Source organism: Asticcacaulis solisilvae, assembly GCF_052327315.1.
Taxonomy (GTDB): Bacteria; Pseudomonadota; Alphaproteobacteria; order Caulobacterales; family Caulobacteraceae; genus Asticcacaulis; species Asticcacaulis solisilvae_B.
The window spans coordinates 1,622,207-1,647,528 of record NZ_CP166196.1 but is presented as its reverse complement, the minus strand read 5'-3'; the positions used below and the strand labels follow the sequence as shown (position 1 = coordinate 1,647,528).

Genomic DNA, 25,322 nt, shown 5'->3' with positions numbered 1-25,322 from the left:
AACCGGCCCAGTCTGTTGCACTGGCCAGTCTTTTACAACTGGGATGCGTCCGGCAAGAGGTCATAGCCGGACACACCTTCGATACACTTTCGGCAAACAGGGATGTTTAGCTACCGAAGTTGTAGCGAATGCCGACCATGACCCGCTGGTCGCCCGTCTGGTAACGGAACGGCAGGTCAGGGAACTGCAGGTAGGCGCTGGAGGCCTGCTTGGTCAGGTTGATGCCTTCCAGCGACAGCTTGAGGCTGGGGCTCAGATTGTAGCTGATCGAGCCGTCGAGCTGGCCATAGGCGCGCGTCCAGATGCCGAGCGAGTGCGTGTCGGCGCCCGAACCGAAGGAGAAGTTGCCGCTATAGCTCTTGTCCTTCCAGGCATACGACAGGCGGCCTTCGAAGCCATGGCCTTCATAATAGGCCTGGACGTTGAAGGCGGTCTTGGACACGCCCGGGACCGGCAGGTTCGACTCGTAGTCGTTCGAGAACGGCGACTTCGAGTCCGAGTAGGTGAAGTTGGCGTTGACGCCCAGGCCGTTGTCCCACGAGGTTTCGTAGATCAGTTCCAGGCCTTTGATCGACCCGCCGCGGCCGTTGACCGGCGACGAGAACAGACCGGCGGTGGCGCCGGCTTGCGACTGGTCCTTCACCGTGACGGTGTAGGTGTTCTGGGTGATGAACGAGTCGACGCTCTTGTAGAAGACGGTCGCCGCGATCAGGCCCTGCTTGCCGAAGTAGTGCTCGTAACCCAGGTCGAACTGGTTGGCGCGATACGGGTCGAGCGTCGGATTGCCGCCCGAGCCGTTGGTGTAGATGAACTTGTTGAAGTTCACGCTGGTCGGGTCGGAGTTGCGGGTGAAGTTGTACGAATTGCCCTGACCCAGCGAGAACAGGTCCTGGGACGAGACGACGCGGGCGCCCGACGCGCGGACCTTGTCGTGCTCGTTGACGTCGAAGACCGCGTTCACGCTCGGCAGGACGTCCGTGTACTCACGCACGGTGTGCGAGGCATCCGGGTTCTTCAGCACGCCGTTCCAGCTGTCCGTACCCCACCACAGCGGCTGGGCCGGCGTGTTGGAGGTGTCGGCCGTCAGCTTGGTGTGGACGACGCGGACGCCGGCATTCAGGTGATAGCCGGACGAATTGTCGCCGGCATCGGCCATAAGGTAGCCGGTGGTCGTCTGGGCGTCGACCTTGAAGCTTTGCAGCGGGTCGGCGAAGTAAGCGAACTTGGTCGACGGATACAGGTTCTGGATCCAGGCGACCGGGTCCTTCATCTGCTGGGCGTCCTGGAAGATCGCCGTGATGCCGTCGCCGGCCGATGCAGTGACCGCACGGTTCGACGCGCTGGCGGCGGTGGCGTACGGCGTCATCATGGCGTCGCCGCTGCCGAAACGGCCGCAACCGGCGCTGGCGATGTCGCAGCGCTTGGGACCGATGGCGCCGTCCTGGAAGTAGCCGTACGGCGTCCAGTCGACGAAGGTCGCACCTGGAGCGGTCGACGGGCCGTAGATCGGGTTGTTATGCGCGTCGAAACCGACGACATACTGGCCCTGCGCCGAAGCCGGCAGTTCTTCCGGATCGCCGCCCGCCGTCTTCTTGCCCGACAGATCGTTGAGGTAACGGCCGTAGGTATAGTCCAGCTTGGCGTCGGCATAGCGGGCGCCGAAGCTAACGACCAGGTCGTGGTTCTGCGCGAAGCCCGGCTTGTACTTGAAATCGGCCGAGGTGGCGAAGTCCTTGGCGACGTTGGTTTCACCGAAGGCCCAGTGCGACTTGAAGAAGACCGCGGCCGGGTTGGTCAGGGCCGACAGGTTGGCCGCCGACGGGGTGAAGACCGGATATTCGCCGTTGGTGTAGGTGAAGGTGGCGGTCGCCGGGGCAGCCGTGTTCAGCACCGTGCCCGACGGGGTGCCGTTACGCACGCCGTACTGGGTGTAGCGTTCGTCGACCTGGCCCGAGTTCGAGGCGTAATCGGTCTTCGAATAGGCAACGCGGAACTTGCCGGTCAGGTTGCCGCCGTTGTCCCAGTTGGCCGCCAGCTGGACGTTGTCGGTCTTGGCTTCGGCGTTCTGGGCGAAGGTGTCGCCTTCCTGCGAATTGGCCGTGACCTGGCCGCTGGCCAGGGTTCCGTCCTGATTGATCGACAGGCCCGTGCTGGAATAGGTCGCGCCCTCGTTGTTGAAGGGGAACTTCATCGAGTATTCGTAGGTGAAGATCTTCAGGTCCGAATGGAACCAGTCGGCCGTCAGGTTCAGGCTGTCTGACACGCGCCAGGACGCACCCAGCGAGTAGCCGGTACGCTCACGCTCCTGGTTGCGGTTGGTGGTGTAGCGGTATTCCGGCGACCAGACATTGACCGGGGTCGTCGTCGTGGCGTGGCCCAGATACGCCCAGGTGCCGCGGTTTTCGCCCTGCAGCAGGTCGCTCTGGTTGAATTCCTTGTCGTAGGTGATGCTGCCCAGGATGGCGAAGTCATGACCGAACTTGTGGCCGAACACGACCGAGGCGTTCGGCTTCCAGTCGGTGCCCGTGCCTTCGTTCATGCGCAGGTTGACGCTGAGCAGGTTGTCGCCCTTGAAGTCGCGCGCATTGCGGGTCTTCAGGTTGACGATACCGCCCAGGCCGCCTTCCAGCAGCGAGGCGTCCGGCGACTTGTAGACATCGACGCTGCCGATCAGGTCGGACGGGATGCCTTCCAGCGACTTCTGGTTCTGGAAGCCGCCCTCACCCAGGCGGAACAGTTCCAGGCCCGACAGGAAGACGTCGCCGTTCAGCGTGGTGACGTTCTGCGACAGGCCGCGGATGCGGACGGTCGTGCCCTGGCCGTTGGTGCGGTCGATCTGGATGCCCGGCAGGCGCTGTAGCGATTCCGAGATGTTCTGGTCCGGGAACTTGCCCATGTCCTCGGCCGCGACCGATTCCATCATCAGGTTCGATTTCTTCTTGGTCGACAGCGCGCTTTGCAGCGAGGCGCGGAAGCCGCGCACGACCACGACGTCGCTGTCAGCCGGCTTGGCGGCGGCAGCGGGCGCTGCGTCCTGCGCGTGGACCGCGGAAGCGGCGCCCAGCGCAAGACCCAGGCTTAAGCAGGAGGCAGCCGTCATCAAGGCTACCCGAGGGTGCAGGAACTTTTGCAATTGTAGTCTCCCCAACTTGGATTTTTGTCTTTCCGGCGCGGCAAACCGCCCAGGTTTTAAAACCATGAGTAGCCATCGCAACGGAGTGCCGGCATTACAATTATGAACGACAACGTTGTCAATGCGACGGTACCGGTAACAAAGGTATGTTACCGGTATCAGCGAGCAATATTTAATTACTCATATATAATATATAATTATCATATTGATTAAATTGACTTTTTACCGTCACCTCGAAATGCCATGTGACAGATATGACATAAATTGCAATTATTTTCAGGCCATTTCCGGCACCTGAACAGCGTTGTCATGTCATAGATTGAAAGCGGTTCCACCTCCGATATTCTTACTCATCTTTACAAAAGCGACGCAATTGAACGCCTGAAAATTGCAGGGATAAGCGCCGGCGCGTCCGGTGTCCGCTGACCAGGCCATTGACAGCACGGCTGAGCGGTTTAAAGCCGTGACGCAACGCTCAACGACATCGCGGAAAAAAGCACCATGACAGTCATCAATCTGACGCCGGAAGAGGTTCAGGCCGCGCTGGAAGGCGGCGACACGCTGCTCATCGACGTGCGCGAACCCGGTGAATTCGACGCCGAGCGCATCGAGGGCGCGATCAACATGCCGCTGTCGAGCTTCGATCCGGCCGCCCTTCCCGTCGGCCAGGGCAAGCGCGTAATCCTCAGCTGCGCCGGCGGCGTGCGCTCGGTCACGGCGCTCAATGCCGCCCAGGGCGCGGGCCTGAGCCTGGAAGAGCACCTGGCCGGTGGGCTGCGCGCGTGGAAAATGGCGGGACTGCCGACGGAGTCCTGACGGCTCGTTCCTTCGCTATACGCGCGCACGTTTTTGGTTGTCCTAACGCTCCGCTTTTTGAGGACGGCGCGCGTGGAAAATGGCAGGTTTACCGACCGAATCGTAAGACTTGGCAGACGCCCTCCCCTGCCGCATGATGCGGCCGACAGGAGGGTATCGCCATGCGTCTGAAAGCCTTGTGCCTCGCGGCCGCCATCGCCATGACCGCGCCCGCGGTTCACGCCGCCGACCTGATCGCCTTCTGGAATACGCCGCAGCACGGCGGCAACAGCTTCAACGGATCGCCGCCCGACCTCGCCTATTTCAAGGCCTTGCGCGCGACCGGCGCCACCTGGGTGCGCCTGACCTTCACCAAGTGGAAGGGCGAAGGCCGCGACTTCCTGATCGGCGACGCCGACCACTATGCCGGCATTCCCGCCTCGGACCTAGCCACCCTGCGCCGCGTGCTCGACGCCGCCGACGCCGCGGGCCTGAAGGTCGTGATCGCGCCGCTGAGCCTGCCCGGCGACCGCTGGAACCAGCAGAACGGCAACAAGCAGGACGAGCGGCTATGGAACGACCGCGTGTACTGGCAGCAGTCGGCGGCCTTCTGGCGCGACCTCGCCACGGCGCTGAAGGACCATCCGGCGGTGGCGGGCTATAACCTGCTCAACGAACCGACGCCGGAAAAGGGCATGGGGCTGGACGAGCACGCGACGCCCGAGGTTCGCCAGGCCTGGTACGCTAAATATAAAGGCACGACGCACGACCTGCCGGGCTTTTACCAGGCCGTCATTGCGGCCATCCGCGAGGTCGATCCCTCGACGCCCGTCATGGTCGACGGCGGCTGGTACGCCAATGCCTGGAGCTTCAGCTACTGGCCGGGGCCGCTCGGCGATTCGAAGGTGCTGTACGCCTTCCATATGTACGAGCCGTACGAGGCGACCAGCGGGCCCAATATCAAACGGAAACCGCAATTGCGCTATCCCGGCGTCACGTCGTGGCTGGGCGGCGAACAGGTCACCTGGGACCGCGCCACGGTTGCCCGCTATCTCGACGGTCCGTTCCAATGGGCAGCGGCGCACGGCGTACCGGAAAACCGCATGGTCGCCGGCGAATTCGGCTGCGTGCGCATGTGGTCCGACTGTGGGACCTATCTGAACGACGTGCTCGACACGCTCAACAGCCACCATTCGCACTGGGCCTTCTACAGCTTCCGCGAGGACGTGTGGGACGCCATGGACTACGAACTGGCGCCCGATGTGACGTCAGGCCAGTTCTACTATGCGACCGAACAAGGACGGGCGGCCGACCTGAAACGTACACCGCATCCGCTGCTCGACATCATCGAAGCGCATATGAAGTAGCGGGCCAAAGACCGTCTTCGGCCCTCCCCGTTTACGGGGAGGGCTATCGCATATGGAATTTGCCGGGTTCGTCTTATTCTTCCTCTCCCCTTTTTAGGGGAGAGGGTAGGGTGAGGGGTAAACCGGCAGCAGATACGCGCGCGGAAGATGCCGGATTTACCCCTCATCCGGCCCTGCGGGCCACCTTCTCCCCTATTCAAGGGGAGAAGGAAAACGCAGCGCATCACCTAGAGCGATGTGCCGGAAAGTGTCAGCGGTTTTGGCTTCGCCTAACTTCGTTTCGGCATAAACATCGCGATAAAACAAAAACTTAGAGCGGAAGGGCAATTCCATTTAAAGTCATTCCGCTCTAGGAATGCCATATGCGATAGCCCTCCCCGTTTACGAGGAGGGCCGAAGTCTTAAATACTCAACTATAACAATGCAGCCTTAATCCAGCGTCGAGCGGTATCTCAGCATCGCCACGCACGTCGCCGCGACGATAAAGATCAGGATCGGCCAGATACTGGGCCAGATGGCGTGCCAGTCCGCGCCCTTCAGCATCACCCCGCGCACGATCCGCAGAAAATGCGTCAGCGGAAAGATCTGCCCGATCATCTGCGCCCAGTCCGGCATGCCGCGGAACGGGAACATGAAGCCCGACAAAAGCATCGACGGCAGGAAGAAGAAAAACGTCATCTGCATGGCCTGCATCTGCGAGCGCGCGATCGTCGAGAAGGTAAAGCCGACCGCCAGGTTGGCCAGGATGAACAACGCGACGCCCAGCGCCAGCAGCCAGGGATCGCCGACGAACGGCACCTCGAAAAGCCACACGGCCGCCGCCAGCACGATGCCTGTCTGGATAAGGCCCACGCCCACATAGGGCACGATCTTGCCGACCATGACCTCCCACGGCCGCGCCGGCATGGCCAGCAGGTTTTCCATATTGCCACGCTCGGTTTCCCGCGTCATCGCGATCGACGTGATCATGATCATCGTCATGGTCAGGATGACGCCCAGCAGCCCCGGTACGATATTGTACTGGGATATGCCTTCGGGATTGTACATGCGGTGGACGACGATATCGAGCGGCGGCGCGGTCTGCTGCAACCCGGCCCATTGCCCTTTCAGGTCATGGCTCAGCGCCGACTGCACGATCTGCGAAATCTGGCCGACGGCGTTGGACGCGGCCGACGGATCGGACGCGTCGGCTTCGATCAGTATCTCCGGCCGGTCGCCGCGCAAAAAGGCCCGCGTAAAGCCCGCCGGCACGGTGATGACAAAGGCCGCGTCGCCGCTTTGCAGCCGTTCGGTCGCCTCGGCCGCGCTCATGACGCGCCCCTTGATGTCGAAATAGCTCGAGGTTTGCAGCCCTTCGGTCAGCGAGCGCACCACGGTGCTGTCGTCTTCCAGGTAGAGCAGCGTCGGCAGATGGCGCGGGTCGGAATTGATGGCGAAACCGAACAGGGTCAGTTGGATGACCGGCACCATGATCATCATGCCGAAGGTCAGCCGGTCGCGCCGCATCTGGATGAATTCCTTGAGCAGGATGGCCGCTATTCTGCGCAACGCTTCGAACATCACTGCCCTCCCCCGGACTTGCCCATCAGGTGGATGAAGACGTCCTCAAGGTTCGGCCGTTCCTGGCGCCATTTGACGCCGGGCGCCTGGCCTTCACCGGCGATCAGCGCCTTGAGCGCCGGCAGGTCCGAACCGCTGACATGCAGGGCATTGCCGAAATAGGCGACGTGTTCGGCGCCGGGCTTGCCGCGCAGGCGTTCCATCAGGTCGCGGACGCCGGCCCCTTCGGCGATAAAGGTGAAAAGGCCGCTCTGGTCGATAATGTCCTCGACGCGGCCCTGCGTCATCAGCTTGCCATAGGCGATATAGACGATCTGGTCGCAGCGCTCGGCCTCGTCCATGTAGTGCGTCGAGACCAGCACGGTCAGGCCCTTGGCTGACAAGCGATGGATCTGGTCCCAGAAGTCGCGGCGCGCCTGCGGATCGACCCCGGCGGTCGGCTCGTCCAGCAGCAGCATCTTCGGATCGTGCAGCGTACACGCCGCCAGGGCCAGGCGCTGCTTCCAGCCGCCGGACAGCGTCCCGGCCAGTTGTTTCTGCCGCGAGGTCAGGCCCAGGTCTTCCAGCGTCCTGTCGACCACCGCCTTGCGGTTCTTGATGCCGTAGAGATTGGCGACGAATTCGAGGTTTTCGCGGATGGTCAGGTCCTCCCAGTAGGAGAACTTCTGCGTCATATAGCCGACATTGCGCTTGATCTGGCGGCTCTGGCGCTGGATGTCGTAGCCGAGGCAGGTGCCCTGGCCCTCGTCGGCGCGCAGCAATCCACACAGCATGCGGATCGTCGTCGTCTTGCCCGAGCCGTTGGGCCCCAGGAAGCCCCAGACCTGCCCGGGCGGCATGGTGATGTCGACATGGTCGACGGCGATGCGGTCGCCGAAGCGCTTGGTCAGCCCACGAACATCAATGGCGGTTTCTTGTGCTTGCGGCATTTAAGAAACCCCACCACCACATCTCGCTCGTTTGCTGACGCAAATCTCGCTCGTGCGGTCCCCCTCCCCATCGCTACGCGACGGGGAGATGTAAGAAAGCGCGATATCTTGCACCTCCCCGTTTCCGAAGGAAATGGGGAGGGGGACCGCACGACTGAGTTTGTCGCATAGCGACAACGAAGGCGGTGTGGTGGTGGGGTTTCTTGCTTCCGACATTCGCCCGTTCCCCATCACAAGCTCACATCGACCGGCTGGCCGGCGTGGATCGCTTCGGGCCTGGCCGGTGTCGCCTCGACCAGGAACATCAGCTTCTGCCGTTCCTTGACGCTGTAGATGACAGGCGGCGTGAATTCCGAAACCGTGGAGATAAAGCGCACCTTCGCCGTCAGCCCTGCCGCACAGCCGTCGCAGCGGACATGGACGAGCTTCCCTAGCGAAAATTTCGACAGATCGGCTTGCGGCACGTAGAAGCGCACGAATTCACGGTCCTTCGGCAGGATGGTAACGACGGCCGCGCCCTGCGGCACGAACTCACCCGGTTCGCGCAGGCGCTCCTCGACGCGGCCTTCGATGCGCGCCCGCACGTCACGGTCGCCGACCGTCCAGGCCGCCGACGCCGCATCGGCGCGCGACGCTTCCGCCTGGGCCAGGGCCGCCTTCTGCTGGTCGGTCCTCGCCGCCAGTTGCTTGTCGGAAATCTGCTTGTCGATATTGGCCAGGGACGCCTCGGCCTGGCGCGTCGTGGCGCGCAAAGTGTCCATCTGCGCCGCCGACACAAACCCCTTGGGTTCAAGCTGCGCGTATCGCGCCTCGTTCGAGCGCGCCAGGTCAAGCTGGGCCTGGGCCTGACGCCTTTGCTCGACCAGCGGCGCGATATCCGCCTGACGCGCGCCCTTCTGCAGGTCCTCGGCATTGGCGTTGGCCGCCACCGCCCGCTGTTCGGCGCCTTCCAGCGCATGTCCGGCCTGTGTGGCATCGAGGCTGAACAGGGGCTGGCCGTCGTGCACGGCATCGCCGCGATCGACCGAAACGGCGCTCAACCAGCCGGCCTGCGGCGCGGCGATCGCCACGGCCTGCGCCTCGACATAGCCGCTATAGCCGGTGTCGGTCTTCTGCGTACACCCGGCCAATGCCAACGCGGCCAGCGCCGGCAGCGCCATCCGCGAAATCAGGACCTTAGGCATTTTCAACCTCCCCTTTGTAACCCAGCCCGCGCAGGAAGACATCGACGTGCGCCTGGAGATAAGGCCCCGGCGGAAAGGGCTCGTCCTCGACAGGCGCGAAGACGAACGACCACATCATGGCCTTCAACATCGGCGCGATGAACAGGTGCGCAGTCATTTCACAATTTACGGAATCGATTTCGCCGCGCGCCGCCGCCTTGGCGAACAGCTGGCTGAGCGCCTCCAGCATCCGGCCCACGACCTCACGGCGATAGAAGGCGGCGAGGCCGGGAAAGCGCCCGGCTTCCGCGATCAAAAGCTTCGGATAAACCGGAAGCTTTCCGGCGGCGATAGCCGCCGCGGCCATGTCCACTATGCGCAGCAACGCCGGCCGGACCGGCCCGTCATAGCCCTTGAGGAACAGTTCGGCCAGCGCCACGCGCGGGGCGATATCGCGGCGGACCAGGGCTTCGAACAGCGCCTGCTTGGTCGGGTAATAGAGATAGACCGTCCCCTTGCTGACGCGGGCGTGGCGCGCCACGTCTTCCATGCGCGCGCCTTCAAAGCCATGTTCGGCGAACTCGGAAAGGGCCGCATCCAGGATATCGGCCTGACGCACCTCGGGCGTCGCCCGTTTCGCGCGCTTGCGTCCGCCTGTCGCCTCACCGTCCATGACCGACCTTTTTAGTACTGACCGGTCAGTACTATATATGACGGCCGGTAAGGCGGCAATGATGAAACGGCTTTATATCTTTACGAACCAGCGCTTGATGTAGAGCGGCCACAGCATCAGGCCGAGGCCCAGCAACAGCAGCGCCGAATAGGTTACCGACGCGATGCGGCCATCGGCAATGGCGCCGGCCAGCCAGGCCGACAGGCTGTCGTGCGGGCTCTTGCCGGCGGCCAGCGGCAATTGCATGACCACGTCGATAAGGCTGATACCGACGAAGGCCAGGGTCGCATTGGCCCCGAAAACGCGGATGGGATAGGCCCACGACCGCGCCTTGAGGACGTCCGCGACCAGGGCCAGCAGGGTGAAGATCATCAGCGACACGCCCGCCGACACCATGGTGAAGGACGGCGTCCAGATCTTCTTGACGATCGGCAGTTGCGCATCGAGCGCGGCGCCGCCGACAAACAGGACGACGCCCAGCATGAACAGGCCGACCAATGCGTTTCTAATGCCGTCGCGGCGGATATAGAGGGCCGCCATGACGCCGATCAATACGTTGCCGAGCGCGCCGATCGTCGACACGAGGCCTTCGGGATCATAGGTGACGGCGCCGTTATACGTCCCGTACTGCCACATATAGGTGGTCGTGAAGACGGCGCGGTCGACTACCGCCGGCAGGGCGTTCAACGGGTCGAAGCACGTGTTGGGACATCCCGGCGTCGCCCACAGCATCAGCATGGCGGCATAGGCGGCCAATACAATCACCGCCGTGACGGCCACCGGCCAGATCTTCATGGAGAAGTCGCTGTCGCTCTTGCGGCCGACAGCCAGGCAGAAGACACCCGCCAGCCCGTAGCACAGGCCGATGCGCTGCAGGATGCCGGGCAGGCGCAGGTGACCCCAGATGGCCGCCGGAATGGCGTTGAGCACGACACCGAGTGCGATCAGCGCCCCTGCCCGCCACAGGATGTGCAGGCTCAGCCCCGTGCGGGTCGAGCGCGCCGCGCGGCTCGACAGCGAAAGCGGAATGGCCGCGCCGGCGCAGAACAGAAAGCCCGGAAAGATCATGTCGGCCAGGGCCAGGCCGTGCCAGTCGGCGTGCTTCAGCACGGCGAAGCGCGTAGTCCAGTCGCCAGCATAGGCGACCAGGATCATGCCCATGACGCACAGGCCGCGCAGGATATCGAGGGCGTCGATGCGCCGGGAGACAGGCGCCGCGGCGGATTTCACGGCGGGCTTGTCGGGCCTTTTGAAGGCGATGATTTCGGCGGACATGGACGCTTTCGTTTCCCTGCACTTTTATACCGCGCATATTACGAGGTGCCGCCCGAAAGTCCACGCGGAACGGACACACATTTTCTTGTGTCAGGTAAGCCTTACATTTTTTCCGAATGTCAGGTTGACATTACATCCGGCCTTATGTAAGGTAGACATTACATCAAGGGAACACAGCCATGTCGAAACTGTCCGCCAACACGCAATATCTGATCGGCATGGGCGGCGCCATGACGGCCTATGCGGCCCTGCTCGTCGCCTCGATCCTGATCCTGCAATCGCACCCGGGCCTGGCCGGCCCCGCCCTGTGGGCCGTGGCCGTCATGCCCGCCCTGCCGATCGGCGGCTCGATCTGGGTCTTCCTGCGCTATATCGACCAGGTCGACGAATATGTGCGCGCCGTGACGCTGAAACGCTTCATCGTCGCCACCGGCCTGACCTTGTTCGCCTGCACCGCGTGGGGCTTCCTGGAAGAAAACGCCGGGGCGCATCATTTCTCGCTCTACCTGGTCTATCCGGTATTCTGGGCGCTGTACGGCGGCGCGTCGGCCCTCTACAGGAGCGCCGCATGAAACAGTGCCTTCGTGAACTACGGACCCTGGCGGGCCTGACCCAGGCCGATCTTGCCGCCCGCCTCGGTGTCTCCCGCCAGGCCGTCATCGCGCTCGAGACCGACAAGCACGTCCCGTCGCTCGAACTGGCCTACAAGATCTCAGGCGTCTTCGACAAACCCGTCGAGGCGATCTTCGAAAACCCGTACCGGCCGAACGCCTAGCCCTTACCACACAAGGAAATCCCCATGCCGGACCGCAGCCCCGTGGCGCGCTCACGCCCGCCCCTTGCCCGGATCCACCACAAGGTACAGATTGCGACCTACGCGGTCGCCGGCCTCCCCATCGTCCTGGCCGTCCTGTCTCCCGATTTCGCCCGGACCATCGTCCACGCCCTTATCGCGCTCATTCTGAACTGAGGAGGTTCCCGTGTCCCAAGCCCCAGACTCCCGCCGCAAAGGCATCTTCAAGAATCCCATGGCGCTTCTGGCCGTCATCGTCGGCATCATCACCGCCCTCTATGTCAGCAGCCACGCCCACGCGGACACAGTCCGCTTCCCCGACGCGCAGAATGCCCGTTTCAGCGTCACGGTCACGGGCACGGGGCCCGACATCATCCTGATTCCCGGCCTGGCCTCTTCGTCGGCCGTCTGGGACGGGACGGTGGCGAAGCTCAAGGACCACTACCGCCTGCACGTGCTGAACCTGTCAGGCTTTGCCGGCGAACCGGCGGGCGCCAACGCCCAGGGCGACATCCTGCCGGCCGAGGTCGAGGCCATCCACGCCTATATCGCCGCCAACCACCTGAAATCGCCGGTCGTGGTCGGCCACAGCCTGGGCGGCCTGCTCAGCCTGATGCTGGCAAAGGCCCATCCCGACGACGCCCGCAAGATCGTTATCGCGGACGCCCTGCCCTTCGTCGGCGTGCTGTTCAGCCCCACGGCCACGGTCGATGCCGTGAAACCCCAGGCCGCCGCCATGCGCGACGGCATGCAGGCCATGCCCGCCGACGCCTTCAAGGGACAGCAGACGGCCATGACGCAACGCTTCGTCAGTTCGGAGGCCGACCGCGCCAGGGTGCTCGACTGGTCGATGACGTCGGACCGCCACGTCATGGCCGAAGCCTTCTATGAGGACATAGTCACCGACCTGCGCGCCGATCTGCCGGCGATAAAGACGCCCGCCGTGCTGATCTATCCGGCGGCGCCCGGTGTGCAGGCTTCGATGTTCGACCAGATGTACAGGGCCGCCTATGCTGCAAAGCCCGCCATCGACTTCGTGCGCATCGACAACAGCCTGCATTTCGAGATGCTGGACCAGCCGGACGCGTTCAACACGGCGCTTGAAGCGGCACTGAAATAAACCCTTTTACATATCGGCGAAATAGGTCGTCAGCCCCGGCAGGCTGGCGACCTTGTCGTATAAGGCGCGCGCCGTGGCATTGTGGTCGTGCGTCACCCAGTAGACGCGCTCGCAATGGCGGCTTTTCGCGTGGTCGACGGTCGCCTCGATCAGCTTGCGCCCGGCGCCCTTGCCGCGCACGCTTTCCGCCACGAACAGGTCTTCCAGATAGACATAACCGTTGCGCGCCCAGGTCGACCGGTGTTCGACCAGCGCTGCAAACCCCACGATGTCATCGCCGTCGCGCGCCACCAGCAGCACCATGGGTTCATGCGGATCGAGGAACCGGCCGAAGGTCAGGTCGCTGATCTCGTCCGGCAACGGCTGATTATAAAAGTCGAGATAGGCCTGCCACAGGCTCCACCAACCCGCCTTGTCCCTGGCCGTCGCATAACCGATGTCCATCCGCACCTCCGTTGCTCTCGGCTCTACAGGGATTCCGCCCGGCAGCGGGCGAAAAAACCGCGACGGTGATCCGGAACGGCCGCCGCGGCGTATTGCGAGTGCTCGGCCTGGCCGGATATCTGTCTCCCGGCCGGCCTTTCGCCGGTGCGCTCCGTCCAGCGCACCGGCGCTTTTTTATCAGAAGCGGGTGCGCAGACCGACGACGACCGCGCTGGTGTCGAGTTCGGCATGGCTGCCGTTACCGTTGACCTCGATATCGAAGTTGCCGAGGCGTTCAAAGCGCGCTTCGCCGAACAGGTCCACAGTCTTGGACACGGCGACATTGACGCCGCCGAAGACCTGGACGCCCGGGCTTTGCAGATCGCCCTTCAGCGCCACGCCGTCATCGACCCACACGTGCGTCCCGCCGAAGCCGGCGCCGGCATAGGGCTTCACCGGGCCCTTGACCGGGAAGTCGTAGACGCCGTCCAGCCAGAACGAAGCCGTTTTCAGGCTGCCCGACGTGGTGTTGGTGTGGTTCACGGCGCCCGAATAGACGGAACGGTCGATATCCTGGTGGCTGAACGACACGGCGATGTCCCAGTGCCAGTTGCCTTGCGGCTTGCTGCTCCAGGCGCCGCCGAACTGCGTGCCGGCCTTGTAGGCCGTGTGGATCGCGGTCGAGTTCGAACCGTAGTCCAGGTCGATCTTGTTCAGCGCGCCGGCCGAAAACGACCAGGTGTTGTCCGCGGCGCTGGCAGAACCGGCAGCCGCGAGCAGGCACGCCACAGCCGTGGCGGCGATTAAAGTTTTCATGATGTCCCCCCAAAAGCAGACAGAAATTACCGCCGGTACTGGCGGCCCTGTCCGCCTAGCACGGGCCGTCCGGCATCACCAGACGAGTCGCCGGGATCGTGTCGCCACAGACACAAATTCGGGAAAACGGTGGGAAAATTGTCACGCGTGGATGAAGACACCGCGCTGGCCGCTCTGATAGAGCTGGCGGCCTGTGATCGCCGTGGCAACGATGATACCGCCGAGCGCCACCGTGGCCATGGTCATTTCGTGGTCGCGGTAGATATTGGCCATCATCACCCAGAACAGCGCCCAGATCAGCGCCACGCTGTAGAGCAGACTGCGGGTGATGTAGGTCAGCACCGCGCCCACACTGATCAGGGCCAGGAGGAAGATCACGGAGACATTGACCTCCATTGGATTGACCGCGGTATTGTGCGCCGCCACCAGGGACGAGGTGATGTTGACGCACAAGGCCGCCGTCAGCCAGCCCGTGGTCAGCGCCACCGGTCCGACGACGAAGATTTCGTCCTTCTTCGACAGATGCAGGTCACGGACCTGCAGGAGACTGGTGATCCCGAGTCCCATGGCCGCCGCGACGATGATGACGCTGACGGCGTCGAGGCCGCGGATCGGCACCCACACCTGCCACAGGGCATTGAGCGTATAGATGCCGGCCGTCTGCCAGCCTATATCCCTGAGCGCCACGTTGTTGCGGTGCTTGGGGCCCAGTTGCCAAAGGGCCGCCACCAGCGCGTAGGCGTAGATGGCGCCCCAGATGGCGAAGGCGTAGCCAAGGGGCACCAGCGGATGGCTGCTCAGGGCGGACCGGATTTCCACGCTCTGACCGACATGCAGCAGATCGGTGACACGGGCAAAGGCGATCTGCAGGAGCGCGGCCACCAGTATAGCTGCCGCCTGCCAGCGCCGTGTATCGCTGCCGGACATGATAAGGTTTCGAGACATGTGGCGTCGCTCCCGCTGTGTCAGCGCCCGTCCCCGCGAAAAGTCTGCACACACAGGCCATAAAAAGTCTGTTGTGAATTTGGGAAATGAGCGCCCTTAGATCTAGCCGCGGCAGTACCCTTCGCCCGGCGCGACAATCAGACAATCCTTCTTGCCTGCCAGCCACTTCATGCCGGTGTCGTCGCCATTGCCCGGGCGGATCACGAAGGTCTGGCCGTCGCGCATGAAGCGGATGCCGCCATCGTCGGCCGTGCCGTCGAAATCACGCGGCCCGTCCAGATTGCTGACGGTCACCCGATAGCCTTCGCCCTTCGGCGCGATATCGAGCCAGGTGCCTTCAGGCCCTGTCCACTTGCCGGTAAGGCGATGGCGTCGATAGCCGAGGCGGCGCTGGAACTGGCGGCCTCCGACGCCGCCGATACGGTGGCGCTTTCCGCTGAACCGCCCGACGCCGGTTGCGGCCTGGGCGAACAGGCGGCGAGACACGCAAGGACGAGGACGGCAAAAGCTTTCATATGCCGACTGTGCCGCGAGACGGCCGGCAAGGCCATACCTTCCCGGTCCGGCGGCCATAAGGGCTCGATAAGCCATTAGCCCGCGAAGGCCGACACCAGTTGAAACCGGCCGGGCGCCAGGCCGCACGAGGCATCGGCGTATATGGCCACGCCGTGGGCATGAGCCTCGACCAGCTTACGCGGGGCATGGGTCACTGCAGCCGGATGCAGGATGGCGCCGATGTCGTCGAGCCAGTCCGCGTCCATCGTCCGGCGCTCGATCGCCACGCCACGCCAGAAGCCCGGCCCTTCCAGATCGGCGCCGAAAACGATAAGCGGCTTGCCGAGCCCTGCGGCGATCTCGCGAACCTGATACGCGCCCTGACGTGCGACGGTCGGTCCCAGGAAGGCCGTCCGGTCACCGGTCCGGCGCGGCCGTGTCACCGGCGCCTGCCAGTCGAGCCAGACGGCGCGGTCACCGAACGATTCGGCGATGTCGTGATGTGGCGACACGACACGCCGCGCGGCGGCCAGCGCCTCGGCCTCGTCGGCTACCATCGTCTCCGGCGCGCGGAAATCGGCGATGGTCGGACTGTGCGTATGACGCGCCGCCATCGCATCGAGGCGCGCATGCAGGGCTGCCAGCGGATAGCGCGTCATCAGCACGTCGAAACTGCGCCCGCCCAGGACACCGTCGCGCCACAGGAAGGGCAAAAGCGTCTGGCTGACCACCACATGCCCGGCGCGGAAATCGATGCGCCGCGCCATTGCCGTGGCCAGGTCGCGGTCGGCGTCGAGATAGGCTGCCTGCCGCACGGCCCCGGCGGCGCGCGCCACCTTTCGCATGATCATGTGGCGGCGCACGGTCTCGATCCCGCCGGCGGTCGCGCCCCGGCCCCAGGCATAGCGCGGCAGCGTCCTGCCGAACGCGCCGGGGATCAGGACCTGGTCGTCCGGCCGCGCCACCCGGGCGACATGGCCGCGCAGTTCCGGCCACATCTCATCGAGGACGAAGGCCGTACGCTCGTCCACCGGCGCAATATCGCGGCTGACAAAACTCAGGCGGCAATTGGCGTTGGCGCAGGTCGCGCAGCTGGCGGGGCTATGGGCGTTCATGCCGCCTCCAGCCGCACGATCAGGTCGCTCTCCGACAGGCGCACCCGCACCGTCACCGGCCGCCGGGCTCTAAAGCGCAGATCGACATAATTCCAGAACACGGTCGCGTCCTCGCCCGGCGGGAACGGCGAATTGGGGATGGGCGCCGTATGGCCGTGACGCTCCACGATCTCGCAGCCCGCATGGCGGGCAGCGCGGAAAAGGCTGTTGGACAACTGGCACAGCCCACCGGCCACCGTCGGGATAATGCAGCCCTGGCGCAGTTCGCGCCCTTCGACAAAACCGCGCGCCCGCGTCGGCCGTCCGACCTGTGCCCAGAAGCTGAAAACCTGCCCGGCCTCCAGCCGCGCGCCATCGATCGCCTTAGCCCCTATTCGCAGGTTCTGCACCTTGCCGAGTTGCAGCGCGCGCTCATTGGGATCGTGTTCGGTATAGAGCGGTGTCACCACTTCGGCCAGGACGTCGCCGGCCATCGAAATCATCACCGGACGCCTTCGTGCCGCGGGATCCGAGGCGTCGCGCACCGCCCGCCGCACGCGCAACAACCCGGCCTTGACCGCAAAGACGATAGCGTCCGCCGCCTTGCCGGGATGCGGATGATTTTCCGCCCCACTCATGACTTGCCCCCAAAGACTTGCGACTTGGTCTGCCCCTGCTAAAAGAAAAGCACAAAACCATGCCGCTTTCCATGCCCATTTCGATCCGCAACGCGCCCCACGGCTCCTCCGATTACGAGGCCGCCGTGCGTTTACGCCGTGCGGTCCTGCGCACGCCGCTGGGCCTCGACTTCACACCGGAAGACCTGGCCCGCGAAGCCGCGGATACGCACCTGACCGCCTGGGCCGGCGACCGCCTGGTCGGCACCGTCGTCATGACGGCCTATAGCGACAACACCGTAAAGCTGCGCCAGATGGCGGTGTCGGACGACGCGCGCGGCACGGGCGCAGGCGCGGCCCTGCTCTCGGCCTTCGAGGCGGAGGCCCGCGCGCGCGGCTATTCCGGCATCACGCTCGCCGCCCGCCAGACCGCCGAAGGCTTTTACGCGCGCCATGGCTACGACACCGACGGCACCGTCTTCGAAGAGGTCACCATCCCCCACGTCAGGATGTGGAAAGCGCTCTAAAAGCGCCTTGCGTGCCTGTCCGAAAGCCGGTATCACCCATGCCTTCGCCCAAGGCCCCTGTGGTGAAATGGTAGACGCGCTCGACTCAAAATCGAGTACCGAGAGGTGTGTCGGTTCGAGTCCGACCGGGGGCACCACAAACGCTTTTTTCCATTTATATTTCAGTGGATTAAGTTAGGTTTGTAAAAAGGGTTTGTAGACTTTCATTCCCACAATGTTCTTATTGTTTCCCTTCGACGGGCTTTGGTCCCATGCGAATTGTCGCCTAATCGCACGGTCTGCCGGACCTGCAAATGTCTGCGGAGAAGGTGGACTCGTCGATTTTTAATGTAACAGACTAAACCGTAAGGCTTATTTACTGACAGCGAATGTGTTTTCCCCACTTGTTTCCCTGCGGGCCACTACGTGGAATTGGGCGAATAATACCCTCTTGCGGCGACCTTCAGCTAGAGTTTAAGGTCAAATTGTTCGTGACTTCGCATGATAGGCGAGGGCGGCAGATGTTAAAACCGAGATAAAAGGCCATAATAATGTCACCCGACCAAGAAAAATCCTACGAGGCCATGATTGCCGCGAACCTAACCAGAGTTAATGATTTCCTTAAATTCGCGGAGACAAAACACGCTGCGTTACTGGCATTTTGCTCCGCATGGATGCTCGGGATATCGGCAACAATCTACAACCCCCAAGTCACCGATGGCGCTTTTAAGACACGTCTCGCTTATTCACTTATATTCCTGGGAATTTCAGCCATCATTGCACTGAGTTCATTCGTCGCGTCATTGCTTGGCGGGCAGCACAATACAGATTATAAGAAGGGTGGATATTCTCTGTTTTTTGGCGCCGCAGCTTCGAAAACATTTTCTCACTACAAGCAGGAAATTGAAAATAAGTACAAACCTGCACAGCAAAATATTTTCGAGGACCATTACATTGAAGACTTACTTTGTCAAATGCACACAAATAGCAAAATTGCCAACACGAAATATATATACTTCAACGTGGCCGCGATAATTGCGATTGCTGGAGTTATAACAGCCGTAGCTTCGGCTATCTTTACCCTAGCTAAGCAGGCCTAGCTTGCTCACCGTCGCTGGGAGATGCGTCCGGCTGAATGGTTTTTAAAATAGACATCTTCTGGTCTATATTGATATCAGTGCCGGAGACTTCACCGTCATGCATGCTGTTTTTCAAATCTTGCGCTTTCGCAACTTCGTTTTCCAGAAACGCCTGCCGATTCCGCAGCTTTTCATAATAGTCTTCTGGATGCTTATCAAAGACAGTTTCTTTGGAGTTGGGCACAAACGGAATGCCAACCATATGCGCTTTATTGCTAATATAAGCTTCACATGTCTTTGCGATATGGGTGTTATCCAGCTCTTGAACCTTCAACATCCGTATTTCAGCCTCTAGGAATTTATCCTCACACGGTACATCGACCGCAAATATTGGATAGTCCCTCCCCCCCGCGACACCCTTTAGTTGGCGACGGCCAATGTAATGAAAGCTTAGCTCACCGAGGTCGGTATTAGAGTTTTTTTGAGCCAGCATCCAAGTTAAATCAACCGACAAACACATTCGAGATGGAACAGAGTGTTGGGACACTCTAAATCCGGTGTCTATGCTCGGCCCGATAAAATCAATCATGAGCCCATTTCGGTGCTCGACGCCGCTATACCACTCTTTCAAAAGCACGTATTGTCGGGCCTGGCCTAATGATGCGTCCTCGAGATCAAGTTTGCGTGGCTCTCCGACCTCGAAGATCACCTCACAATTTCTTATTGGAAACCCGGCAAGCCAAGCTGTCGACTTAACGTCGAGGCCATGTATTTGTCTTATTTTCTGACCGTACCGCTGTAAGGCATCAAGCCAAATGGTCGTAAAGATCATCGCTTGGTCTGGAACTTCGATTTCGGCTGTATAGAGCAGCTCATCGCCCACGCTCTTCCAGAACTCGAAGTTTCGAGGAACATAGCTTTGGTATGACTGCTTTTTCGATCTCGCGGTTTCGCAAGCTTCACTTAGATATGTATTGAACTCTTTGTAAAAATCCAAAATGACTGTCTGCCAGGCGTCCTGTACGAGCTCGCCGGATATTTTCCACTGCGCTTCGCCAACGCCTTGCTTCAGTTTAGTGGAGCCGCACAAGTCAATGCTAAAAAAGATTCGGAGTCGAGGCCCCATTGCACGCGCAAGGTCGTAACCCTCCGGCATGGCTGCCCCTACCCCGCAATCTTATGAAAGCAGTTCTAAACGAGCCGCGCGCAGCCGGGCTGCTGCAGTCGACACGTTGAACGTTTCGGCGAGATCGGCCACCGATTGTGACCCTCCCCATTGCGAACGTACACGCTCTGAAGGCATAAGGAATGCTGAGGCAAACCAATTTGCCTCCCACTCGGCCCTGTTGGATCCGTATCTCGACGCAAACATAGGTGGAAAATCAGCGTCCGTCTGCTTTGGCAAAAGATAATGAAGGACGTAGTGCCCGATCTCGTGGCCGATCGTAAATCGGTCCCGGAGAATGGATGTGAAGGTCGGAATGGTAATCGTGAAATCACCTTCGTTCCGCACGACGATGGAACCAGTCTGCAAAAGGTTCACCGGATCGGTAATCTGGAGATCACCACCAAACGCATCCACGACCTCGTCCAAAGCCATAGCTGGTTCATATGAAACTGATTGCGCCACAGCCTCGGCCAACTGCTCGATCGCCTCACGCGATAAGCCGCATGGCTCAGCCGGCTTTGGGCTGCCGCTACCGTTAAATATAGGATTTGACTCCAGTAGGTGGTCGGCGATGTTAGCCGTCATATCGTTTTCCGTGCGCGCAACCAACCAGACCGAGCTAAGCGGGCCAGCGTCCATAAACTATCACGATTCTAAACGCAACGCCTTAACCAGTCTTTAAGACAAAAATCAACCATTGACACAAGATTTAACCCTAGGCTGATCAAGGTTTTACACACGCGGGCCCTGGTGAAGTCAGTAAACGCCTTTTTCGCTTCCTTATGGGTATCGCAATGACGACACGACGCTAGCTGAGTCGGCTATCGATGACAACGGCAGCCCAGCGCCCACCGGCAAATGGCATTTCCCTAGCCCGATCAAAGAATTGCGCGGACTGTTGCAACTTACGAAGCAAGCCGATCTCAACGGGCCGGGCAATGTCTTACCCGTAATGGAAACATGTGAAAATGGAAGGGAGTACGCGGGGATTTCCTTACCTTCCTTACCTCACTGTTTTTATTGGAAAAAATGCCTCACAAAATCCTTACATCCGCCTTACCATGTGAGATGATTTAAAACTTACATATTCTAATTATTTTTCGTAATAAATTCAGTGACGTAAGTTTTTCCGCCACAAAAGGTAAGGCGGGGTGTGAACGTTAGCCTTACCTGTGGCGAAGTCGCAAGCCATTGAACATTAGTCGCTTTTTTCGACGCCATTTCGGAATGGTGCGTTCATATAAGAAAGGTAAGGCGTTTCCCGATACGACCCACCAACTTGCTTGCGATCGACAATTCGATTTTGCTTAATTCCGACCTTCCGCGTTGGCGAAAAACCGTCATTTCCTGCGTCAAAATGCGTCACGGCTGGGCTTTTACCTGCGGCCAGCAAAGCCTTTTGCCGTTTGGCTTGCGTCGGAAAGCCCGGCTGCATCAAAAGCGATATGAGTAGCGGGCGGGCGAGGTGTGGGGACGAGCGCGCGCCGTGGGGGCGGCGTACCGATGCCCTGTCCCTTGGCGCCCCCTTGCCCGTCGTGCCCCGCTGCCGGCCGTACAGGGCAGGCCTGACGTGCACGCGCCCCGGCGGACCACTGGCCAGCCGAGGCGCTGTACGGCCTTCTGTGAGGCTTAGGCGCGATGCCCCGTTAGTTGCTGATGATCAGCTCGCCGGCGGCTTTGCTCTTGGCACCGCCGCCGACTGTATAGGTGACGCCTACTTCCTCGAGCTGGAAGGCCGCGAAGATCTGCCGCACCTCTGGTCGGTCGTTGAGGCTTAGGATGAACCGGCCGTGCAGCTGGGCCAGGCGCTCGGCTATCTCTTCGAACTGGTCGCGGCTGAACACCTCCTTGCCGTAGTCGTCCTCGCATCCGTAGTAAGGCGGATCGAGGTAGAACAGCGCACCTGGGCGGTCATAACGGCGAATGAACTCCTGCCACGGCAGACGCTCGATCGTCACAGAGGCCAGGCGCTCGTGGAGGGCTTCCAGCATTGGCTGCAGCTTGGTCACGTCGAAGCGCGCAGGCCTGCCCGGATCCGCGCCGAAATGCCGGCCGCTGACCTTGCCGCCGAAGGCCAGGCGCTGAAGGTAGAGGAAGCGCGCCGCCCGGTGCAGATCCGTAAGCGTCGACGGATCGGTCGCCGCCAGTCGCTCGAAGTTGGCGCGCGAGCTGATCTGAAAGCGCAGCATGTCCAGGAACGCAACGTAGTGGTGCTGCAGGATCCGGAAGAAGGTCGTCACGTCCTCGCTGATGTCGTTGATGACCTCGGCCTTCGGCCGCCGATCGCGGCGCAGGAACACGCCGCCCATGCCGACAAAAGCCTCGGCATAGGCGTCATGCGGCACGGAATTGATGCGCTCGACCAGGCGCTTAGCCAGGTTCTTTTTGCCGCCGATATATGCCGCCACCGGCTTCGCCGGCGCGACTGTGGATAGGGTATTCATGGTGCTTGCGCTCCTTAAGCTCGTTCACTTATTGTTCCATTGCAAAGCGGAACAGGTGACGGCCTGGCAGAGGGACACCTGCCGGGCTTAAGCCGCGGGAGCTGGGGACGCCGTTGCGACGTCGTAAGGCGCGTATTTCACGACCTCGATGCCTAACCAGTCATTGAGCTCAAGCGTGCGCATCTGCAGGGCCTCGATCTCGTTGCGGAAAAAGATCGCCGCCGCCTTCTCGACATCGCCGAATCCGCCGGCATTCGCCGGCACAACGCCGAGCAGCTGGGGAGGCACGCGGTGCGCGGCAAGAATGTCGTCGCGCGTCGTGTTTTTGATGCCGAGGAATTCGTCTTTTGCCGCCACTTCGCTGATCGGAATAATCTGGACGCCGTCTTTCTTGCCGTTCGGAACGTGCAGGAACAGGTTTTTGAAGTTCCCGACGCCCTTGGCCTGGCGCAGGCTTTCGCGGATCGCGTCGACGTCCTTGTTGTCCATGGTCGACTCCGATACATAGAACACGAACCCGGCGTGGGCGCCGTTGATGTAATAGCGGCGGCGGAACAGTGTCGACGCCTCGTTGAGGAACGCGCTCTGCAGGGCCGAGATGTATTCCGGCACGCCGTAGATCTCCTGACTGACATCATGCTCCATCAGCTGGAACACGCTGCCAGGTTGGAATTCATGCGGGTCGTAGCGGTTCTCGTGCTCCAGAAAGAAAAACTGCCCAGGCTGCAGCCCACGGCGTGTGTAGAGCGCGAGACTATGTTCGAGGCGCAGCGGTCGGCCGACCAGGTTATCTACGCGCTCGAGGTAGCCGTCGCCCATGACCAGGAAGTCGAGCACCCACTTCGCGAAATTCGACCGATCGAGCAGCGTCGACGGGATGAACGTCTTGACCAGCAGGTTGCGCTTGACGCTGATCGCCGAACGATGGTGACCGGAAACATTGAGCACGCGCGCCAGGGCACGGCGTGGGATCGGCGGCTCGTACCATCGGCTGTTCGAATACGCCTCGACATAGTCGAGCACGTCGCGCCTGTTGAGCACGCCCTCGGCATCGCCAAAGCTGAAAGAGCGCACGCCGGCGCGAGCGCCGGGATCGAGTTCGTCGTCGGTCATCCCATGATCTCCAGGGTGGATTTCTTGCTGCCGCCGTCGGCGGTTTCCAAAGGTTCGCAATAGAGGACGTGCAGAAGTGCCCAGGCGAGATCGCCGTGGCCGGTCTCGGCCGATCGACGCGCCACATAGGTCATCTGCTTTTGTCCGGCCGTTAGCTGGGGATGGATCGACATTAGGGCCATCGCCAGATCCGTCCAGCCGGCATCAAACTCGATGCGGCGGTTGCGGAAGACGTTCTGCGCCTTTTGCACCATCAGCGTCTTGACCATGGGCGAATAGTCGATCCGGCGCGCGGTCGGGAACCACTTGCTCACCAGCTGGTAGACGGCGGCGCCGGTGCCGGTCCCGTCGATCGAGATCTCGGTCACGCGATAGCGCCGCGCCCATTCTTTGATGACGCGGTTTTGCGCTTCGAAGTCGAGGCCGGTCAGCTTTTTCTTTTCCAGCACCCGGAACTTGCCTTTCGGCCCGTTCGGGGGCGCGACGGCGACCAGGCCGGCATCATCGCCGCCGCCTTCGTTCGGATCGTAGCCGAGCCACACTTCGCCGTCGCCGTACGGGCGCGCGTTGTACGGTTCGAAATCGCGCCACACCTCCCAGGTGTCGATCATGGCCGGGTGGATCAGCTGCATCGGGAACGCCGACTCGCTGTCATCGATGAACATGCAGCGGAACAGGTTCTCGAACTCGCTGACGCCGTATTCCAGCTGCAGGCTTTCGGCATCGATCAGGTCATAGCCGGAAGCAACCGCGTCATCGAGCGTGACGATCTGGCGCCAGATATTGTCCGCGCATCGGACCCCACGCTTCAGGGCCTTGTGGCTGATGTCGATCTTGACCCGATCTGCCTTCTGCCGGCGCTTGTTGAAGCGCTCGCCCGACCAAAGGTTATAAGCCTCGTGGGTGATGCTCGATGGCGTTGAAAACAGCGTAATCGTGTAGCGCTTCTGTGTCGCCATGGCCGAGGCCACTTTGTAGAGCTGCTCGAAACCGTAGATCCAGAAGCACTCATCGATGATGACATCGCCGTGGTAGCCTTGCGCCGTCCGGTAGTTGGTGCCGAGAAAATACAGCGTCACCGGCTCAAGCGCCTGGCCGTCCTCGTCCTCGCCGCGCTCGATCACCAGGGGATCGCCTTTCAGCTTGATCCCGGTCTCCTTCTGGACCCACTCGATGATGTATTGGCGGAAGATGTTCGCCTGGTTGCGGCTGGCCGAAATGAAGATCTGGTTGTTGCCGGTCTCCAGAGCGCGCAACAGGCGCTCGTGCGCAAAATGGTAGGTCGCGCCGATCTGGCGAGACTTGAGCAGCATGCGGATGCGCTCGGACTGCGCATTCCACCACGTCTCCTGAAAGACGTACATGCCGCGCTCAAGCGCCGCCTTCAGCTTGTCGATCGACTCCTTGCTGATCAGGTTCGGCGGCGACTTCTGCTTTTTCGGCCCTGCGTTGCGGTTGCCGACCTTTTCGTTGAGGTCGCCTTCATGCCCGCCCGGCGCGTCATAGCGGCGAATGCGCGCCATCTGGGCCATCTGGCGTCCGAGAAGGTCGATCTCCTTGAAGTCCTGGCCGGTCTTCTGGTCCTTCATGACCAGCATGTTGTAGCGCATGGCCGTCGTCATCTCGGCCTGCGTGAGGGGCGAATCCTCGTCCCATTTCTGACGGTCCTTCCAGCTCTGAACCGTCGACCGGGCGATTTCCAGAACGTCGGAGATCTGCTGCACGCGCCAGCCGCACCAATACAAGGTGCGGGCAATCCTTTCGGGATCGAAAGGCGCTGGCATGTCTTCAATTCGCAACGTCATGCCCAGACG

The 25,322-nt window shown here is 61.5% G+C and carries 25 protein-coding genes and 1 tRNA gene; 9 read left to right on the top strand and 17 right to left on the bottom strand.

Annotated elements, in window-relative coordinates; genetic code table 11:
• Nucleotides 1-106: 106 nt before the first annotated feature.
• Nucleotides 107-3,100 carry a TonB-dependent receptor gene (locus AB8717_RS07560; RefSeq protein ID WP_443750417.1) on the bottom strand — a complete coding sequence of 998 codons (2,994 nt, stop codon included), beginning with the start codon at nucleotides 3,098-3,100 and terminating at the stop codon, nucleotides 107-109.
• Nucleotides 3,101-3,634: 534 nt separating this feature from the next.
• Between AB8717_RS07560 and AB8717_RS07555 the strand changes: the two genes are divergently transcribed.
• Both AB8717_RS07555 and AB8717_RS07550 read left to right on the top strand, forming a co-directional pair.
• Complete coding sequence (locus tag AB8717_RS07555) at nucleotides 3,635-3,949, top strand: rhodanese-like domain-containing protein (protein WP_443750416.1); 315 nt, start codon at nucleotides 3,635-3,637, stop codon at nucleotides 3,947-3,949.
• 161 nt (nucleotides 3,950-4,110) lie between these two features.
• The gene (locus AB8717_RS07550) at nucleotides 4,111-5,295 is read left to right on the top strand and encodes a glycoside hydrolase family 5 protein (RefSeq protein ID WP_443750415.1); all 1,185 of its coding nucleotides are present in this window, start codon (nucleotides 4,111-4,113) and stop codon (nucleotides 5,293-5,295) included.
• A gap of 429 nt (nucleotides 5,296-5,724) precedes the next feature.
• Here the strand turns inward: AB8717_RS07550 and AB8717_RS07545 are convergent, their stop codons facing one another.
• From AB8717_RS07545 to AB8717_RS07525, 5 genes are all read right to left on the bottom strand, one after another.
• Complete coding sequence (locus tag AB8717_RS07545) at nucleotides 5,725-6,855, bottom strand: ABC transporter permease (RefSeq protein ID WP_443750414.1); 1,131 nt, start codon at nucleotides 6,853-6,855, stop codon at nucleotides 5,725-5,727.
• A complete protein-coding gene (locus tag AB8717_RS07540; protein ID WP_443750413.1) occupies nucleotides 6,855-7,784 on the bottom strand; it encodes an ABC transporter ATP-binding protein in 930 nt (309 codons plus the stop codon). The genes AB8717_RS07545 and AB8717_RS07540 overlap by 1 nt, the downstream gene beginning before the upstream one ends.
• 230 nt (nucleotides 7,785-8,014) lie before the next feature.
• Nucleotides 8,015-8,968, bottom strand: coding sequence for an HlyD family secretion protein (locus AB8717_RS07535; RefSeq protein ID WP_443750412.1), 954 nt, complete (start codon nucleotides 8,966-8,968; stop codon nucleotides 8,015-8,017).
• The gene (locus AB8717_RS07530) at nucleotides 8,961-9,620 is read right to left on the bottom strand and encodes a TetR/AcrR family transcriptional regulator (protein ID WP_443750411.1); all 660 of its coding nucleotides are present in this window, start codon (nucleotides 9,618-9,620) and stop codon (nucleotides 8,961-8,963) included. Before AB8717_RS07530 ends, AB8717_RS07535 begins: the two co-directional genes overlap by 8 nt.
• 72 nt (nucleotides 9,621-9,692) lie before the next feature.
• Complete coding sequence (locus AB8717_RS07525; RefSeq protein WP_443750410.1) at nucleotides 9,693-10,895, bottom strand: acyltransferase family protein; 1,203 nt, start codon at nucleotides 10,893-10,895, stop codon at nucleotides 9,693-9,695.
• Between the two features lie 179 nt (nucleotides 10,896-11,074).
• Here AB8717_RS07525 and AB8717_RS07520 point away from each other — a divergent pair, with 179 nt between their 5' ends.
• The 4 genes from AB8717_RS07520 to AB8717_RS07505 are packed head-to-tail and all read left to right on the top strand — an operon-like array spanning nucleotide 11,075 to nucleotide 12,808.
• Nucleotides 11,075-11,467: a hypothetical protein gene (locus AB8717_RS07520; RefSeq protein ID WP_443750409.1), complete on the top strand. Its 393-nt coding sequence runs from the start codon at nucleotides 11,075-11,077 to the stop codon at nucleotides 11,465-11,467.
• Nucleotides 11,464-11,670 (top strand): helix-turn-helix transcriptional regulator, encoded by a 207-nt coding sequence (locus tag AB8717_RS07515; protein ID WP_443750408.1) that lies wholly within the window; start codon nucleotides 11,464-11,466, stop codon nucleotides 11,668-11,670. The genes AB8717_RS07520 and AB8717_RS07515 overlap by 4 nt, the downstream gene beginning before the upstream one ends.
• A 24-nt stretch (nucleotides 11,671-11,694) precedes the next feature.
• Nucleotides 11,695-11,865: a hypothetical protein gene (locus AB8717_RS07510; RefSeq protein ID WP_443750407.1), complete on the top strand. Its 171-nt coding sequence runs from the start codon at nucleotides 11,695-11,697 to the stop codon at nucleotides 11,863-11,865.
• Nucleotides 11,866-11,875: 10 nt separating this feature from the next.
• Nucleotides 11,876-12,808: an alpha/beta fold hydrolase gene (locus AB8717_RS07505; RefSeq protein WP_443750406.1), complete on the top strand. Its 933-nt coding sequence runs from the start codon at nucleotides 11,876-11,878 to the stop codon at nucleotides 12,806-12,808.
• A gap of 6 nt (nucleotides 12,809-12,814) precedes the next feature.
• Here AB8717_RS07505 and AB8717_RS07500 read toward each other — a convergent pair whose 3' ends face one another.
• From AB8717_RS07500 to AB8717_RS07475, 6 genes are all read right to left on the bottom strand, one after another.
• A complete protein-coding gene (locus AB8717_RS07500; protein ID WP_443750405.1) occupies nucleotides 12,815-13,252 on the bottom strand; it encodes a GNAT family N-acetyltransferase in 438 nt (145 codons plus the stop codon).
• 177 nt (nucleotides 13,253-13,429) lie between these two features.
• Entirely contained in the window at nucleotides 13,430-14,047 is a 618-nt protein-coding gene (locus AB8717_RS07495) for an outer membrane protein (RefSeq protein ID WP_443750404.1), read from the bottom strand.
• Nucleotides 14,048-14,188: 141 nt separating this feature from the next.
• The gene (locus AB8717_RS07490; RefSeq protein ID WP_443750403.1) at nucleotides 14,189-14,992 is read right to left on the bottom strand and encodes a hypothetical protein; all 804 of its coding nucleotides are present in this window, start codon (nucleotides 14,990-14,992) and stop codon (nucleotides 14,189-14,191) included.
• A 102-nt stretch (nucleotides 14,993-15,094) separates the two neighbouring features.
• Entirely contained in the window at nucleotides 15,095-15,478 is a 384-nt protein-coding gene (locus AB8717_RS07485; RefSeq protein WP_443750402.1) for a hypothetical protein, read from the bottom strand.
• Between the two features lie 104 nt (nucleotides 15,479-15,582).
• Nucleotides 15,583-16,602 (bottom strand): hypothetical protein, encoded by a 1,020-nt coding sequence (locus AB8717_RS07480; RefSeq protein ID WP_443750401.1) that lies wholly within the window; start codon nucleotides 16,600-16,602, stop codon nucleotides 15,583-15,585.
• A complete protein-coding gene (locus tag AB8717_RS07475; protein WP_443750400.1) occupies nucleotides 16,599-17,219 on the bottom strand; it encodes a VanW family protein in 621 nt (206 codons plus the stop codon). Before AB8717_RS07475 ends, AB8717_RS07480 begins: the two co-directional genes overlap by 4 nt.
• A gap of 59 nt (nucleotides 17,220-17,278) precedes the next feature.
• On the opposite strand from AB8717_RS07475, the gene AB8717_RS07470 reads away from it, so the two are divergent.
• The 3 genes from AB8717_RS07470 (at nucleotide 17,279) to AB8717_RS07460 (ending at nucleotide 18,804) form a co-directional block, all read left to right on the top strand.
• The gene (locus tag AB8717_RS07470; protein WP_443750399.1) at nucleotides 17,279-17,725 is read left to right on the top strand and encodes a GNAT family N-acetyltransferase; all 447 of its coding nucleotides are present in this window, start codon (nucleotides 17,279-17,281) and stop codon (nucleotides 17,723-17,725) included.
• 53 nt (nucleotides 17,726-17,778) lie between these two features.
• Nucleotides 17,779-17,862 (top strand) — tRNA-Leu (locus tag AB8717_RS07465).
• Between the two features lie 393 nt (nucleotides 17,863-18,255).
• Nucleotides 18,256-18,804: a hypothetical protein gene (locus AB8717_RS07460; RefSeq protein WP_443750398.1), complete on the top strand. Its 549-nt coding sequence runs from the start codon at nucleotides 18,256-18,258 to the stop codon at nucleotides 18,802-18,804.
• Here the strand turns inward: AB8717_RS07460 and AB8717_RS07455 are convergent.
• The 5 genes from AB8717_RS07455 to AB8717_RS07435 form a co-directional block, all read right to left on the bottom strand.
• A complete protein-coding gene (locus tag AB8717_RS07455) occupies nucleotides 18,791-19,939 on the bottom strand; it encodes a hypothetical protein (protein WP_443750397.1) in 1,149 nt (382 codons plus the stop codon). The two genes, AB8717_RS07460 and AB8717_RS07455, sit on opposite strands and share 14 nt — an antisense overlap.
• A 21-nt stretch (nucleotides 19,940-19,960) precedes the next feature.
• Nucleotides 19,961-20,536, bottom strand: coding sequence for an ImmA/IrrE family metallo-endopeptidase (locus AB8717_RS07450; RefSeq protein WP_443750396.1), 576 nt, complete (start codon nucleotides 20,534-20,536; stop codon nucleotides 19,961-19,963).
• 1,061 nt (nucleotides 20,537-21,597) lie between these two features.
• Entirely contained in the window at nucleotides 21,598-22,395 is a 798-nt protein-coding gene (locus AB8717_RS07445) for a DNA adenine methylase (protein WP_443750395.1), read from the bottom strand.
• Between the two features lie 87 nt (nucleotides 22,396-22,482).
• Complete coding sequence (locus AB8717_RS07440; RefSeq protein ID WP_443750394.1) at nucleotides 22,483-23,508, bottom strand: phage portal protein; 1,026 nt, start codon at nucleotides 23,506-23,508, stop codon at nucleotides 22,483-22,485.
• The gene (locus tag AB8717_RS07435) at nucleotides 23,505-25,292 is read right to left on the bottom strand and encodes a terminase large subunit domain-containing protein (protein WP_443750393.1); all 1,788 of its coding nucleotides are present in this window, start codon (nucleotides 25,290-25,292) and stop codon (nucleotides 23,505-23,507) included. Before AB8717_RS07435 ends, AB8717_RS07440 begins: the two co-directional genes overlap by 4 nt.
• Nucleotides 25,293-25,322: the final 30 nt, after the last annotated feature.

Coding starts and splice junctions, on each gene's coding strand:
- AB8717_RS07475 (WP_443750400.1), bottom strand. CDS start 17,219: ATGAGTGGGGCGGAAAATCATCCGCATCCCGGCAAGGCGGCGGACGCT.
- AB8717_RS07500 (WP_443750405.1), bottom strand. CDS start 13,252: ATGGACATCGGTTATGCGACGGCCAGGGACAAGGCGGGTTGGTGGAGC.
- AB8717_RS07530 (WP_443750411.1), bottom strand. CDS start 9,620: ATGGACGGTGAGGCGACAGGCGGACGCAAGCGCGCGAAACGGGCGACG.
- AB8717_RS07560 (WP_443750417.1), bottom strand. CDS start 3,100: ATGACGGCTGCCTCCTGCTTAAGCCTGGGTCTTGCGCTGGGCGCCGCT.
- AB8717_RS07460 (WP_443750398.1), top strand. CDS start 18,256: ATGTCACCCGACCAAGAAAAATCCTACGAGGCCATGATTGCCGCGAAC.
- AB8717_RS07440 (WP_443750394.1), bottom strand. CDS start 23,508: ATGACCGACGACGAACTCGATCCCGGCGCTCGCGCCGGCGTGCGCTCT.
- AB8717_RS07495 (WP_443750404.1), bottom strand. CDS start 14,047: ATGAAAACTTTAATCGCCGCCACGGCTGTGGCGTGCCTGCTCGCGGCT.
- AB8717_RS07480 (WP_443750401.1), bottom strand. CDS start 16,602: ATGAACGCCCATAGCCCCGCCAGCTGCGCGACCTGCGCCAACGCCAAT.
- AB8717_RS07435 (WP_443750393.1), bottom strand. CDS start 25,292: ATGCCAGCGCCTTTCGATCCCGAAAGGATTGCCCGCACCTTGTATTGG.
- AB8717_RS07540 (WP_443750413.1), bottom strand. CDS start 7,784: ATGCCGCAAGCACAAGAAACCGCCATTGATGTTCGTGGGCTGACCAAG.
- AB8717_RS07470 (WP_443750399.1), top strand. CDS start 17,279: ATGCCGCTTTCCATGCCCATTTCGATCCGCAACGCGCCCCACGGCTCC.
- AB8717_RS07515 (WP_443750408.1), top strand. CDS start 11,464: ATGAAACAGTGCCTTCGTGAACTACGGACCCTGGCGGGCCTGACCCAG.
- AB8717_RS07525 (WP_443750410.1), bottom strand. CDS start 10,895: ATGTCCGCCGAAATCATCGCCTTCAAAAGGCCCGACAAGCCCGCCGTG.
- AB8717_RS07555 (WP_443750416.1), top strand. CDS start 3,635: ATGACAGTCATCAATCTGACGCCGGAAGAGGTTCAGGCCGCGCTGGAA.
- AB8717_RS07490 (WP_443750403.1), bottom strand. CDS start 14,992: ATGTCTCGAAACCTTATCATGTCCGGCAGCGATACACGGCGCTGGCAG.
- AB8717_RS07545 (WP_443750414.1), bottom strand. CDS start 6,855: ATGTTCGAAGCGTTGCGCAGAATAGCGGCCATCCTGCTCAAGGAATTC.
- AB8717_RS07550 (WP_443750415.1), top strand. CDS start 4,111: ATGCGTCTGAAAGCCTTGTGCCTCGCGGCCGCCATCGCCATGACCGCG.
- AB8717_RS07450 (WP_443750396.1), bottom strand. CDS start 20,536: ATGACGGCTAACATCGCCGACCACCTACTGGAGTCAAATCCTATATTT.
- AB8717_RS07520 (WP_443750409.1), top strand. CDS start 11,075: ATGTCGAAACTGTCCGCCAACACGCAATATCTGATCGGCATGGGCGGC.
- AB8717_RS07445 (WP_443750395.1), bottom strand. CDS start 22,395: ATGAATACCCTATCCACAGTCGCGCCGGCGAAGCCGGTGGCGGCATAT.
- AB8717_RS07535 (WP_443750412.1), bottom strand. CDS start 8,968: ATGCCTAAGGTCCTGATTTCGCGGATGGCGCTGCCGGCGCTGGCCGCG.
- AB8717_RS07510 (WP_443750407.1), top strand. CDS start 11,695: ATGCCGGACCGCAGCCCCGTGGCGCGCTCACGCCCGCCCCTTGCCCGG.
- AB8717_RS07455 (WP_443750397.1), bottom strand. CDS start 19,939: ATGCCGGAGGGTTACGACCTTGCGCGTGCAATGGGGCCTCGACTCCGA.